Here is a 13,555-nt window from a genome sequence, read left to right as displayed (position 1 = left end):
CAGCATCTCGCGCTCGGGCGAGAACCAGAAGCCGTTGTAGATCAGCTCGGCGTATTTCGGCATCAGCTGGTCCTTCAGGTGCATGGAGCCGCCGTCCAGGGTGATGCTTTCGATGCCGCGGTGGGCCGCGATCAGGATGGTGCCGCCGGGGGTCTCGTAGACGCCGCGCGACTTCATGCCGACGAAGCGGTTCTCGACCAGGTCCAGCCGGCCGATGCCGTTGTCGTGGCCATACTGGTTCAGGGCGGTCAGGATCGTCGCCGGGCTCATGGCCTCGCCGTTGATCGAGACGGCGTCCCCGCGCTCGAAACCGATCTCGATGACGGTGGCGACGTCAGGCGCGTCTTCCGGCGAGATGGTGCGCTGGTGGACGAACTCGGGGGCCTCGACGGCCGGGTCTTCCAGCACCTTGCCCTCGGAGGAGGAGTGCAGAAGGTTGGCGTCGACGCTGAAGGGCGCCTCGCCGCGCTTGTCCTTGGCGATCGGGATCTGGTTCTTCTCGGCGAAGTCCAGCAGAGCCTCGCGGCTGCGGAACTCCCACTCGCGCCAGGGGGCGATGACGCGGATGTCGGGCTCCAGCGCATAATAGCCGATCTCGAACCGGACCTGGTCATTGCCCTTGCCGGTCGCGCCGTGACAGACGGCGTCGGCCCCGACCTGGCGGGCGATCTCGATCTGACGCTTGGAGATCAGCGGGCGGGCGATGGAGGTGCCCAGCAGGTAGTCGCCTTCGTATTGCGCATTGGCGCGGAACATCGGGAAGACGAAGTCGCGCACGAATTCCTCGCGCAGGTCGTCGATGAAGATGTTCTCGGGCTTGATGCCGAGCTTCAACGCCTTCTCGCGCGCCGGGCCCAGCTCCTCGCCCTGACCCAGGTCGGCGGTGAAGGTGACGACCTCGGCGTTGTATTCCGTCTGCAGCCACTTGAGGATGATCGAGGTGTCCAGACCGCCCGAATAGGCGAGGACGACCTTCTTGACGGGCTTCGGAGTGGCTTCGGACATGGGGAGACCTCGCGGAACGGCGCAGACGTGTTTGCGCGCGCTTAAACGGCCTCAGGCCTTGCGATGCAAGGGCCGCATTGAGGCGCCGCGCCTCAATGCGCCCCCGCGCCTTCCGGCAGGTGCTGTTTCTCGAACCGGCCGACGCGATCGACCAGGGTGCGGGCCGCCGCGTTCATGCCGATGACCTGAACCTCCGCGCCCTGACGGCGATAGCGGAAGACGACCTTGTCCACCGCCGCCACGCCGGTCAGATCCCAGAGGTGGGCGCCGGTCATATCGATCTCGACACGGGTCGGATGGCCGTGATGCTCGAAGGCGGCGGCGAAGACGTCGGCCGAGGCGAAGAACAGATTGCCCGTCACCCGGTAGCGCAGAACGCCGTCCTCGGGCGTCTCGATCTCTTCGACCACGACCGTCTTGCCGACCTTGCGCATGAAGAAGATGGCCGACAGCACCACGCCCAGCACCACCCCCTTGGACAGGTCATGGGTCAGGACGACGGTGACGGTGGTGGCGATCATGACGACGGAGGACTGGAACGGGACCGAGCGGATGTTCAGCACCGACTTCCAGTCGAAGGTGCCGATGGAGACCATGATCATCACGGCGACCAGCGCCGCCATCGGGATGCGGGCGACCCAGTCCCTGAGCGCCAGAATCAGGATCAGCAGCAGCACACCCGCCCACAGGGTCGACAGTCGACCCCGCGCGCCGGAGGTGACGTTGATCATCGACTGACCGATCATGGCGCAGCCGGCCATGCCGCCGAACAGGGGCGTCAGGATGTTGGCGATGCCCTGTCCGCGCGTCTCACGATCCTTGTCCGAGGCCGTGTCGGTGACATCATCGATCAGGTTGGCGGTCAGCAGGCTTTCCAGCAGACCGACGAAGGCCAGGGTGAAGGACACCGGGGCGATGATGGCCAGAGTCTCCCAGGTCAGGGGCACGGAGGGGATGTGGAACATCGGCAGGGTGGTCGGCAACTGACCCATGTCGCCGACCGTGCGAACGTCAAGGCCGGTCATCATGACGAAGGCGCTGATGATGACGATGGCGACGAGCGCTGACGGGACGGCCTTCGTCAGACGCGGCAGGCCGTAGATGATGGCGAGTCCTGCGGCGACCAGAGCGTAGGTGGCCCATCCCCGGCCGATCAACTCAGGCATCTGGGCCAGGAAGATCAGGATGGCGAGGGAATTGACGAAGCCGGTCATAACGCTGCGGCTGACGAAGCGGATGTATCGCCCCAGCTTCAGCAGGCCGATGCCGATCTGGATCACGCCGCACAGGATGGAGGCGGCGAACAGGTATTCCAGGCCGTGATCGCGCACGAGGGTGACCATCAGCAGGGCCATGGCCCCCGTGGCGGCCGAGATCATGGCGGGACGGCCGCCGACGAAGGCGATGGTCACGGCGATGACGACGCTGGCGTAGAGGCCGACGGCCGGATCGACGCCCGCGATCAGGGAAAAGGCGATGGCCTCGGGGATCAGGGCCAGGGCGACGACGGTCCCCGCCAGCAGGTCGCGGCGGGGGGAGGCGAGCCATTGCTGACGCGCGGAGGCGATAACGGACATGGGGACTTCAACGGATGGGGCCGTCCACGCGGCCAGGTTTCCCGGCGGATCGGCGGCCGGGATAGCCACCCGTCTCCCGACAGGCGGGGCGGGTCCGAGGTGAGGTCCGTCTGATGCGGCGCCGCGCCGCGAAGATCAAGCGGCGCGGCGAAGGGTCAGGCCCAGGGGCCCGGATTGCGCGGCGGGGCGTCCGTCACCGGCACGCCGGTCGACACGGCGCGGGGCGTGGAGGGCACGGCCGGCCGGGACGGGGCGCGGACACCCGGCAACTTCATCAGGGCGGCGATGCGGTTGTGCGTCGCCGGGTGGGTCGAGAACAGGTTGTCCGCGCCGCGCCCGTTCAGCGGATTGATGATAAACATATGGGCCGTGGCCGGATTGCGCTCGGCCGGGACGTTCAGGGCTCCGCGGGCATAGGCGTCGATCTTCTGCAGGGCCGAAGCCAGGGATTGCGGATCGCCGGCGATCTCGGCGCCGGTCCGGTCGGCCTCGTATTCGCGGGCGCGGCTGATGGCCATCTGCACCAGACCGGCGGCCATGGGGGCGAGGATCATCAGGGCCAGCGACCCGATCAGGCCCAGACCGCCGCCGCCCTCCTCTTCATCCCGCGAACCGCCGAAGAACATCGCGAAATTGGCCAAGGCGGCGATGGCGCCGGCGATGGTGGCCGTGACCGTCATGGTCAGGGTGTCGCGGTTCTTGATGTGGGCCAGTTCGTGCGCCATCACTCCGCGCACCTCCTCGCGGTTCAGCATGCCGAGCAGGCCCTCGGTGGCGCAGACCACGCCCGTCTCGGGATTGCGGCCGGTGGCGAAGGCGTTGGGCTGGTCTCCCGGAATGATGGCCACGCGCGGACGGGGCATCCCGGCGCGCTGAGCCATGTCGAACGTATCGACGACATAGGCGCGCACGCGCGGGTCGGGATGGGTCTCGTCCACCAGCTGGGCCCGGTACATCTTCAGCACCAGCTTGTCGGCGTTCCAGTAGCTGAACAGGTTCATGCCGCCCGCCAGCAGCAGGGCGATCATCATGCCGCCGGCGCCGCCGATCAGATAGCCGATGCCGCCGAACAGGGCGGTCAGGGCGGCCAGCAGGGTAAAGGTCTTCAGACTGTTCACGGTCATCCGTCGCGATCCGACCCGAAAATGGGTCCGAACCGAAAGATGTGGAGGCCGTGCGGCGGCCTCAAGTCCCGCGCCCTGCGGCGGGTTGGCGCGGCCCTACATCAGGGCCGAAATCGCCGCCCGCGCCGCTTCGCCCAGGTCCGGGCGTTTGAGGGCCAGGGCGACGTTGGCGCGCAGCAGGCCGATCTTGTCGCCGCAGTCGTGGGTCACGCCGGCGTATTCGACGGCGGTGAAGTCCTGATCGGCCATCAGCCGGGCCATGGCGTCGGTCAGCTGGATCTCGTTGCCGGCGCCCCGCTCCTGGGTCGCCAGAAGGTCGAAGATTTCGGGCTGCAGGATGTAGCGGCCCGAGATGGCGAGGTTGGACGGGGCCGTGCCCTGGGCGGGCTTCTCGACCATGCCCTTCATCGAGATCTGGCGACCGTTTCTCTCGCCCACAGGATCGACCACGCCGTACTTGTGGGTCTCGCTCTCGGGGACCGCCTCGACGCCGATGATATTGCCGCCGGTCGCCTCATAGATCTCGACCAGTTGCTTCAGGGCGCCCGGCTGCGAATCGACGATCACGTCGGGCAGCAGGACGGCGAAGGGTTCATGGCCGATGATGTCGCGAGCGCACCAGACGGCGTGGCCCAGCCCCTTGGGCTGCATCTGGCGGGTGAAGCTCATCTCTCCGGGACGCGCCAGTTCGGCGTTCATCGTGGCGAGGATGTCCAGCTTGCCCTTGGCCTCAAGCTGGGCCTCCAGCTCGATCTGGTGGTCGAAATAGTCCTCGATCGCCGCCTTGGAGCGGCCGGTGACGAAGACGATATGCTCGATCCCGGCCTCGCGGGCCTCCTCCACGATGTAGGACAGGATCGGCCGGTCGACGACGTTCAGCAGTTCCTTGGGCGTGGTCTTGGTGCCCGGCAGGACGCGCGTGCCCAGACCGGCGACGGGCAGGACGGCCTTGCGGAGGCGGGCGGGGGAGTTCGGCATTCTTCGTCCTGGGCTTTTCTTGTCGGGCCGTTCTAGGCGCGTTCGGGTCCGCCTCCAAACGCCGTTTCCGACGTCGGGTTCGCCCTATTCGACGGTGACGGACTTGGCGAGGTTGCGCGGCTGGTCGACGTCGGCGCCCTTCAACACGGCGACGTGATAGGCCAACAACTGGATCGGCGCCGACATGACCAGGGTCGAGACCAGCGGGTCCGAGGCCGGGGCGGTGACCACCACCTTGGCGCCCTCGGGGGCATGCTTGGCGCCCTCCGGGTCGGTGATGAAGACCACCTGACCGCCGCGCGCCATGACCTCGCTCATGTTCGAGGCCGACTTCTCGAACCAGGCGTCGAACGGGGCCAGGATGATAATGGGGGTGGCCTCGTCCACCAGGGCGATCGGGCCGTGCTTCAGCTCCCCGGCGGCGTATCCCTCAGCGTGGATATAGCTGATCTCCTTCAGCTTCAGTGCGCCTTCAAGCGCTAGGGCCGACATCGGGCCGCGACCGAGGTAGAGGACGTCCTTGGCCTTGGCGATCTCGGCGGCGATGTCCTTGAGCGCATCCTCCAGACCGATGGCCTCGGCGATCAGGCGGGGCGCTTCCAAGAGGACGCGGACCAGACGCTTTTCCTCCGCCTCGTCGATCCTGCCGCGCGCCCGGGCGGCGGCGACGGCCAGGGCGATCATGACCGAGACCTGGGCGGTGAAGGCCTTGGTCGAGGCCACGCCGATCTCCGGGCCGCAATGGATCGGCCAGACCACGTCGGCCTCGCGGGCGATGGTGGATTCCGTGGCGTTTACCACGGCGGCGGTTTTCATCCCGGCCTCGGCGCAGTGGCGGAAGGCGGCCAGGGTGTCGGCCGTCTCGCCCGACTGGGACATGGCGATGGCCAGGGCGTTGGGACGCAGGGCCGGGCTGCGATAGCGGAACTCCGAGGCGATCTCGACGTCCACCGGCAGGTCGGCCAGCTGTTCGATCAGGTAGCGGCCGATCATCCCGGCGATCCAGGAGGTGCCGCAGGCGACGATCTGGATGCGGTCGATGGCGGCGAAGTCCACGCCCTGAACCGTCGTGCGGTCGGTCAGGGTGTCCACATAGGCCGCGATGGTGCGCTGGCACCCCTCGGGCTGGTCGTGGATCTCCTTTTCCATGAAGTGGCGATAATTACCCTTCTCCATCAGGACGGCGGAGGCCGGGACGATGGTGATCGGGCGTTTCACCTCGGCGCCCGAGACGTCGAACACCTGCGCCCCCGCATGGTTGGCGATCACATGGTCGCCGTCCTGAAGATAGGCGACGCGGTTGGTGAAGGGGCCGAGCGCCAGACCGTCCGAGCCGATGAACATCTCGCCCTCGCCATAACCCACGGCCAGGGGCGGGCCGTTGCGGGCGGCCAGGATGATCTCTTCGGGGCCGTCCACCAGGATACACAGGGCGAAGGCGCCCGAGAGCCGGTCGAGGGTCGCGCGGAAGGCCTCCAGCGGGGGCAGTCCCGTGGCCAGTTCGGAATCCAGCAGATGAGCCACGACCTCGGAATCCGTGTCGGAGGAGAAGACGCGACCGGCGGCGATCAGCTCGGCCTTCAGCTCGGCGAAGTTCTCGATGATGCCGTTGTGGACCACGGCCACCCGCCCGGCGATATGGGGATGGGCGTTGCGCTCGGTCGGGGCCCCGTGGGTGGCCCAGCGGGTGTGGCCGATGCCGACGGTGGCGACCAGAGGATCGGCCTCCAGCACCCTTTCCAGCTCGCGCAGCTTGCCGGGGGCGCGACGGCGGTCCAGGCCGCCGGGCACGCGGGCGGCGATGCCGGCCGAGTCATAGCCCCGGTACTCCAGCCGTTTCAGGCTCTCGACCAGACGCTCCGCGACAGGTTTCACGCCGACGATGCCGATGATGCCGCACATGGAAGAACTCCGGTTCAGGTCTGTCCGCTTCGTCCGCCACCGCACCCGTCATCCTTGGGCTTGACCCGAGGATCAGAGGCCGGTTCTGACGAGATCGGCGCGTTCGCGTCCATGCGTTGATCCCGCGATCGGGAACCCCGCACGTCCGATCCTCGGGTCAAGCCCGAGGATGACGGCTTTGTTAGTCTGCTCTAGGACGACCTTAAGACACCGACACCTAAAAAGGGGTTTCGGATGATTTCGGCGGAGGACCGCACATGGGCGAGCGCAAATATTTCGGCACGGACGGCATTCGTGGCCGGGCCAACGCCCATCCGATGACGGCCGAGGTGGCCCTGCGCGTCGGTCTGGCGGCCGGGCGGCTGTTCAACACGGGCGACGACCGGCGCCATCTGGTGGTGATCGGCAAGGACACGCGCCTGAGCGGCTACATGATCGAACCGGCCCTGGTGGCGGGCTTCGCCTCGGTGGGCATGGACGTGCGCACCTTCGGCCCCCTGCCGACGCCGGGCGTGGCGATGATGACCCGGTCGATGCGCGCCGATCTGGGCGTCATGATCTCGGCCAGCCACAACGACTATGCCGACAACGGCATCAAGCTGTTCGGACCGGACGGCTACAAACTGTCCGACGAGCTGGAGCTGAAGATCGAGGCCATGATGGACGCCGACCTCGACGAGGGGCTGGCGCCGTCCAACCGTCTGGGCCGGGTCAAGCGGATCGACGACGCCCCGCCGCGCTATATCGAAATCGCCAAACAGGCCTTCCCCAAACGTCTGAGCCTCAAGGGGCTGCGGGTCGCCATCGATTGCGCCAACGGCGCCGGATACAAGGTCGCCCCGACGACCCTGTATGAGCTGGGCGCGGAGGTCTTTCCCGTCGGCGTCGAGCCGAATGGCACGAACATCAACGCTGACTGCGGCTCGACCCATCCCGAGACCCTGTCGGCGGCGGTGAAACGCTACCGGGCCGACATCGGCATCGCTCTGGACGGGGATGCGGACCGGCTGATCGTCTGCGACGAGCACGGCAAGGTCGTGGACGGCGACCAGCTGATGGCCCTGATCGGTCTGGACTTCCACAAGCGCGGCCGGCTGAACGGCGGCGGGGTGGTGGCCACCGTCATGTCCAACCTGGGGCTGGAACGCAGGCTCAAGTCCGAGGGGCTGACGCTGGAGCGAACGAAGGTCGGCGACCGCTACGTCATGGAGCGGATGCGCGAGGGCGGCTTCAACATCGGCGGCGAACAGTCAGGCCACCTGATTCTGCACGACTTCGCCACGACCGGCGACGGCCTGATGGCGGCGCTGCAGGTGCTGGCCGTGCTGGTCGACACCGGCAAGCCGATGAGCGAACTCGCCCGCCAGTTCGAGCCCGTGCCGCAACTCCTGAAGAACGTCCGCTTCACCTCCGCCGCACCGCTGCAGGATGGGGCGGTCAAGGCGGCCATGGCCGAGGCCGAAGCCGCACTGGAGGGGACCGGCCGCCTGCTGGTCCGGCCCTCCGGCACCGAGAAACTGATCCGTGTCATGGCCGAGGGCGACGACGCGGCCCTGGTCAAGCGGGTGGTCGAGGACGTGGCCGGGGCGGTCAAGGCGGCGGGTTAGGGATCAGAGCACCGCCTGGACCAGGCCGAGATCGACCGCCTCGCGCGCCTCGACATACCAGTTCGAGGGCGCCTTTTGCAGCAGGTCGTCCAGCGTCACCGAGGACCCGGCGATCAGGGTCTCGAAGCCTTCGTTCTGGATCAGGATCGACTGTTCGATCTCGTGAACCAGGGCCTTGACCGAGGCGAGGCTGGCGGTCAGCGGGCCCACCACATGCAGCGTCTTGTCCATCTTGCGTTCGTGGATCATCAGCCGCGTGCCCCGCGTCAGATAGCGGTTCTCGCGGGCGAAGAAGCTCATGAAGGTGGCGCCGGCGGAATAAACCGCCGTCTTGCCGAGAAAGACGTAGCGACGCTGCGGCTCCTGCTCGGAGCGGAAGCGGACGTCCTCGCCCATCATCCGCGCCACCTCCGGGTCGCCGCCAAGGGTCGTCAGGGCGATGACGATCAGGCCCTCGGCCGGGGCCTCGGCCAACTGACCGCGAAACCGCTCGTACATGGCGTAGTCGACGTCGCCGGCAAGGACGACGGCCGGGTTGCTGAAATCGGAAGGCGAGAGATCGGACATGGGCGGAACAGCGCGCCATGCGACAGGCGGTTCCCGCCACGCTTGCGGTTCTTCGAGATGTCGGGATATCCGGCAACGATGATCGACAGCGAACGCAAGAAGGCCATTCTGAACGCGGAGCGAGAGTTCGAACGCAAGGAAATCCTGTCGCGCGCGCTTGCGGTGAGGGGCGTGACCCTGGTTGGGCAGATCACCAGCGCCGCTCCGGACGATCACCCAACGCCCGAAGACGCTGCGGACTAGGGTCGCGTCGTTAGGGCCGCCGCCACATCCTCGATCCGCTTGCGGATATCCGGCACGGCGATGGTCTCCCAGAAGGCGGCGCGGGCGGGCGGACCGAGGACGAACAGGGCGGGGTCGGGCGAACCGTCCGTATACAGAACATGTCCGGTCGCGTCGAGGTCGAGGCCCAGGCCGAGAGGGTCCATCCGGGCGCGGCCCACAGCGATCAGGGGCGCGGTCAGGGGATCGGTCGCGGCCGAATGGGCCGGGCCGGTGCAGTCGATCAGCCAGGCGGCGCACAGGGGCTCGGCCGATCCGCCGCCTCGGGGCGTCCAGTGGGCGAGAACCCCGGTTTCGCCCTGGGCGACCCGTCCCAACCGTCCCGCGACGACGGTCAGGCGGCCCTCGGCCCTGAGGGCGTCGAGGGCGCGACCGATGCGGGCGGCGATGCGGTGGCGATGCACGTCCCACCAAGGCCGGAGATGGCGGACCAGCCGGGCGCGGCGGTGCGTATCGGTCGCCGCCCAGAGGTCGGCGGTGATCGGCCGATAGGCCTCCATCACCTCGCGCCAGTTTCCGGTCCCGGCCAGTCGGCGCGCCGCCGCCAGCCGGGTCGAGACCGAGCCTTCCAGCGCCTCGGGGGGCAGGGCGGCGCGCGCGTCCGGCCGGTCGCCATGGGCCCGGGGCATGAGGCCGCGTCGTGACAGGGCCGTGGCCCGGCCGCGCCAACCGCGTGCGACCAGAAGCTGGATCATATCCACCATGGTCAGGCCCGTGCCGAGGATCAGCACCGCGTCTTCGGGCCCGATGCGATCCAGGGCGCCGGAGGCCCAGGGGTTCGGGATCACCCGCCCGCCGGCGTCATTCGCCGTGGCGGCCGGCGCCGGATTGCCGGTCGCCAGAACCACGGCGCGGCCCTGGACACGTGCGCCGTCCGACAAGATGACCCCGTCCGTCTCGATGAAGGCGACCTCGCCGATGCGCTTGTCGATCAGGCCCGGATGGGCGGCTTCCACGGCGGCCAGCCGGTCGCGGACATACTGGCCATAGACTTTGCGCGGGGCGAAGTCGTCGGGGTCGGCGAACTCGCGGCGGTGGACCGCCAGCCAGTCCACGAAGTCGCCGGGCCTGCCCTCGACCGCGCTCATCCGGGCCGAGCGCACATTCAGCAGATGGCCGCCGAACGGGGTGGAATAGGCGACGCCCAGGCCGAAGTCGCCGGTCCGGTCGATGACGACGGACGCCTGTCTCAACTCCGCCAGCCGCGCAGCCAGCATGGCGCCGGAGAAGCCGCCGCCGACGATGACGATGGGTTGGGTCACGATCCTTCTCCCCCTGGGGAAGACGGTGGCCCGTCAGGGCCGGATGAGGGGGCTGTGAGATGAGGAGACAGGTCGCAGACGGCCGTCGCAAGGATCACGGCGCCAACCCCCTCATCCGTCATGCTTCGCATGCCACCTTCTCCCCCGAGGGGAGAAGGAGAGCAAGGATCAGATTTCCTGGTTGTAGGCGCCGATCTCGGGATGGGCGGCGAGGCGGGGTTTGACCTCCTCGCGGAACAGGGCGCGCATGTCGTCCTCAGACCGCATGGACTCGACTACCACCACCAGCTCCGGCTTGTTCGACGAGGCCCGAACCAGAACCCATGAGCCGTCTTCTAGGTGGACGCGGGCGCCGTTGACCGTGATGACCTCGACGATCTTGCGGCCCAGGATGGAGCCGCCCTCGGCGCCGAGCTTTTCATACTCGGCGACGATCTTCGCCAGCACGTCGTATTTGATCTCGTCGTCGCAGTGCGGCGACATGGTCATGCTGGTCCAGGCGTCGGGCAGGGCGGCCTTTAGTTCGCCCAGCGTCTTGCCTGGATTGCGGTTCATCATCTGCAGCACGGCGGCGGCGGCGACCAGACCGTCGTCGTAGCCCCGGCCGATCGGGTCGGCGAGGAAGAAGTGGCCCGACTTCTCGAACCCGGCCAGGGCGCCCAGTTCGGCGGTCTTGCGCTTGATGTAGGAGTGGCCGGTCTTCCAGTAGACGGTCTCGGCGCCGTTGGCCTTGAGCACTGCATCGGTCTTGTAGAGGCCGGTCGATTTCACATCGACGACGAAGGTCGCGTTCGGATGCAGGGCCGACAGGTCGCGGGCCAGCAACAGGCCGATCTTGTCCGCGAAGATCTCCTCGCCCGTCTCGTCCACCACGCCGCAGCGGTCGCCGTCGCCGTCGAAGCCCAGGGCCAGGTCGGCGCCGGTTTCCTTCAGACGCGCCGCCATCTGCATCAGCATGGCGTGATCTTCCGGGTTCGGATTGTATTTGGGGAAACTCCAGTCCAATTCGCAATCCATCTCGATCACCTCGGCGCCCATCATGCGCAGGGCGTCGGGGGCGAAGGCGCCGGCGGTGCCGTTGCCGCAGGCGGCGATGACCTTCAGCGGGCGGCTGAGTTTGATGTCGCCGACCACCTCGGCGAGATACGCCTCGCGGAAGCCCTCGACCTGTTCCAGCCGCCCGCCGGGGCGTTCGACGCCGAGACCACCGAGGACGATCTCCTTCAACCGGCCGATCTCGTCGGGGCCGAAGGTGACCGGCGGGTTGGCGCCCATCTTGACCCCGGTCCAGCCGTTCTCGTTGTGGCTGGCCGTGACCATGGCCACGCAGGGCGCCTCCAGGGCGAACTGGCCGAAATAGGCCATGGGCGACAGAGCCAGGCCGATGTCCAGCACTTCCATCCCGCCCTGCAAGAGGCCCAGGATCAGGGCCTGTTTGACGCTGAGGGAATAGGAGCGGAAGTCATGGCCCACCACGATGCGTGGCTTGACGCCGATCTCATGGACATAGGTGGCCAGGCCCAGGCCGAGGGCCTGGATGCCCAGCAGGTTGATCTCCTTGTCCAGGATCCAGCGCGCGTCGTACTCGCGGAAGCCCGTCGGCTTGACCAGCGGCGTGGTCTCGAACGCGGCCGTGTTCGGCGCGATATCCTGGCGGGGCTTGAGCATATGATTTTCCAGAGGTTTCGGACGGGCCGGGTCTTCAGAGGGGTTGGGGCCAGACCAGGGCGAGGGCGATCATGACGCTCGCGCCGGCGGCGGCCAGGATGAAGAACAGCCGATCGGACATGGCGTTCCTATAGCGACGGTCCGCCGCGCGGACAACTCGCGGCGCGCGGGCGAGGTTGACCCTCGCACGCCGTCGCCCTACGCCAGACGGCTGATTTCGGAGACCTCCCCATGCCCCGCCTGATCCTGCTGCGCCACGGCCAGAGCCAGTGGAACCTGGAAAACCGCTTCACCGGCTGGGTCGACGTCGACCTGACCGCGGAGGGCGAGGCCCAGGCGCGGCGCGGCGGCGAGCTGATCGCGGCGGCAGGCTTCAAGCCGGCGGTCATGTTCACCTCGGTCCTGACCCGGGCGAAGCGGACCGGGGCCCTGGCCCTGCAGTCTGCGGCGCTGAACGACGTGCCGGTGGTCGAGGACTGGCGGCTGAACGAGCGCCACTACGGCGGCCTGACCGGGCTGGACAAGGCCGAGACGGCGCGGGTTCACGGCGAGGACCAGGTCAAGGTCTGGCGCCGCAGCTATGACATCCCGCCGCCGCCGCTGGAGCGGGGTTCGGAATGGGATTTCCACGGCGACGCCCGCTACGCCGGCCAGGACATCCCGGACACCGAGAGCCTGAAGACCACGCTGGACCGCGTCCTGCCCTACTGGAACGAGGCCATCGCCCCGCGCCTGAAGGCCGGAGAGGACGTGCTGATCGCGGCCCACGGCAACTCCCTGCGGGCCATCGTCAAACATCTGTTCGCCGTGCCGGACGACAGGATCGTCGGGGTCGAGATCCCGACCGGAAATCCGCTGGAGATCGACCTGGACGCCGACCTCAAGCCCACGGCCGCCCGCTATCTGGACGAGGGGCGAGCGGAAGCGCTGCCGCCGATCGCGTGAGCGAGACCGTCGACGACGCCGTCTTCATGCGCCGGGCCATCGACCTGGCGCTGGACCGGATGGGCGAGACCTGGCCCAACCCGGCCGTGGGCTGCGTCATCGTCAAGGACGGCGAGGTCCTGTCGGAGGCCGTGACCGCGCCGGGGGGGCGACCCCATGCCGAGGAGCAGGCCGTGCCCGCCGCCGGGCCGGAGGTCGAGGGCGCGACGGCCTATGTCACGCTGGAGCCCTGCGGCGCCCGGTCGTCGGGACGCGCCTCCTGCGCCCACTTCCTGGTTTCGGCCGGGGTGGCGCGGGTGGTGATCGCCTGTCTGGACCCCTCGCCCTTCGCCTCGGGGCGTGGCACGGAGCGGCTGCGTCAGGCCGGATTGATTGTCGAAACCGGCTTGATGGGCGAGGCGGCGCGGGTGCTGTGCGAAGGCTTCCTGCATCGTCTTGAGACCGGGCGGCCCATGGTGCGCATCAGCGAGGACGGCAAGGGTTTCGACGGTCGGTTCGCCGCCTCGCCGCGCGCCGATCTGGTCACCGAGCTGACCCGTCTGGGCGAGGCCGGCTACACCCGGCTGTGGACCGGACCCGGCGAGCTGGCCGAGGCCCTCGACGCCCAGGGCTTGCTGACCGCCTGAATCGCGCACGGC

Annotated in this window: 12 protein-coding genes and 1 other annotated feature; of the genes, 4 read left to right on the top strand and 8 right to left on the bottom strand. The window is 68.2% G+C overall.

Features of this window, described 5'->3' with window-relative positions:
* The 5 genes from ACT6QK_RS08535 to glmS all read right to left on the bottom strand — a co-directional run.
* The coding region (locus ACT6QK_RS08535; RefSeq protein ID WP_444597401.1) for an argininosuccinate synthase at positions 1-1,005 on the bottom strand (1,005 nt) is incomplete at its 3' end.
* A gap of 92 nt (positions 1,006-1,097) precedes the next feature.
* Positions 1,098-2,582 carry a SulP family inorganic anion transporter gene (locus tag ACT6QK_RS08530; RefSeq protein WP_444597400.1) on the bottom strand — a complete coding sequence of 495 codons (1,485 nt, stop codon included), beginning with the start codon at positions 2,580-2,582 and terminating at the stop codon, positions 1,098-1,100.
* Between the two features lie 35 nt (positions 2,583-2,617).
* Positions 2,618-2,681 (bottom strand) — a sequence feature (sul1 is cis-regulatory element that is thought to sense ions involved in sulfur or methionine metabolism; They are found in Alphaproteobacteria).
* Between the two features lie 56 nt (positions 2,682-2,737).
* A complete protein-coding gene (htpX, locus tag ACT6QK_RS08525) occupies positions 2,738-3,700 on the bottom strand; it encodes a zinc metalloprotease HtpX (RefSeq protein WP_444597403.1) in 963 nt (320 codons plus the stop codon).
* 102 nt (positions 3,701-3,802) lie between these two features.
* On the bottom strand, positions 3,803-4,684 hold the full coding sequence (gene galU, locus ACT6QK_RS08520; RefSeq protein ID WP_444597399.1) for a UTP--glucose-1-phosphate uridylyltransferase GalU: 882 nt from the start codon (positions 4,682-4,684) through the stop codon (positions 3,803-3,805).
* A gap of 84 nt (positions 4,685-4,768) precedes the next feature.
* Positions 4,769-6,586 (bottom strand): glutamine--fructose-6-phosphate transaminase (isomerizing), encoded by a 1,818-nt coding sequence (glmS, locus tag ACT6QK_RS08515; RefSeq protein WP_444597398.1) that lies wholly within the window; start codon positions 6,584-6,586, stop codon positions 4,769-4,771.
* A 257-nt stretch (positions 6,587-6,843) separates the two neighbouring features.
* Here glmS and glmM point away from each other — a divergent pair, with 257 nt between their 5' ends.
* Positions 6,844-8,193, top strand: a complete 1,350-nt coding sequence (glmM, locus tag ACT6QK_RS08510; RefSeq protein WP_444597397.1) for a phosphoglucosamine mutase — start codon at positions 6,844-6,846, stop codon at positions 8,191-8,193.
* Between the two features lie 3 nt (positions 8,194-8,196).
* Here the strand turns inward: glmM and ACT6QK_RS08505 are convergent, their stop codons facing one another.
* The gene (locus ACT6QK_RS08505; protein WP_444597396.1) at positions 8,197-8,760 is read right to left on the bottom strand and encodes a peptidase S14; all 564 of its coding nucleotides are present in this window, start codon (positions 8,758-8,760) and stop codon (positions 8,197-8,199) included.
* 78 nt (positions 8,761-8,838) lie between these two features.
* Between ACT6QK_RS08505 and ACT6QK_RS08500 the strand changes: the two genes are divergently transcribed.
* Positions 8,839-9,003: a hypothetical protein gene (locus ACT6QK_RS08500; protein WP_444597395.1), complete on the top strand. Its 165-nt coding sequence runs from the start codon at positions 8,839-8,841 to the stop codon at positions 9,001-9,003.
* Here ACT6QK_RS08500 and ACT6QK_RS08495 read toward each other — a convergent pair.
* On the bottom strand, positions 9,000-10,304 hold the full coding sequence (locus tag ACT6QK_RS08495; protein ID WP_444597394.1) for an FAD/NAD(P)-binding protein: 1,305 nt from the start codon (positions 10,302-10,304) through the stop codon (positions 9,000-9,002). The genes ACT6QK_RS08500 and ACT6QK_RS08495 overlap by 4 nt on opposite strands.
* Positions 10,305-10,472: 168 nt before the next feature.
* Complete coding sequence (locus tag ACT6QK_RS08490; RefSeq protein ID WP_444597393.1) at positions 10,473-11,972, bottom strand: phosphomannomutase/phosphoglucomutase; 1,500 nt, start codon at positions 11,970-11,972, stop codon at positions 10,473-10,475.
* Positions 11,973-12,203: 231 nt separating this feature from the next.
* Between ACT6QK_RS08490 and gpmA the strand changes: the two genes are divergently transcribed.
* Together gpmA and ACT6QK_RS08480 are read left to right on the top strand one after the other, a co-directional pair.
* Positions 12,204-12,917: a 2,3-diphosphoglycerate-dependent phosphoglycerate mutase gene (gpmA, locus tag ACT6QK_RS08485; protein WP_444597392.1), complete on the top strand. Its 714-nt coding sequence runs from the start codon at positions 12,204-12,206 to the stop codon at positions 12,915-12,917.
* 26 nt (positions 12,918-12,943) lie between these two features.
* Entirely contained in the window at positions 12,944-13,543 is a 600-nt protein-coding gene (locus ACT6QK_RS08480; protein WP_444597402.1) for a bifunctional diaminohydroxyphosphoribosylaminopyrimidine deaminase/5-amino-6-(5-phosphoribosylamino)uracil reductase RibD, read from the top strand.
* The last annotated feature ends 12 nt before the right edge of the window (positions 13,544-13,555 follow it).

The organism is Brevundimonas sp. (assembly GCF_052436175.1).
Taxonomy (GTDB): domain Bacteria; phylum Pseudomonadota; class Alphaproteobacteria; order Caulobacterales; family Caulobacteraceae; genus Brevundimonas.
Note: the sequence above shows the minus strand (reverse complement) of the source record. Positions and strands in the feature narration are given on the sequence as shown.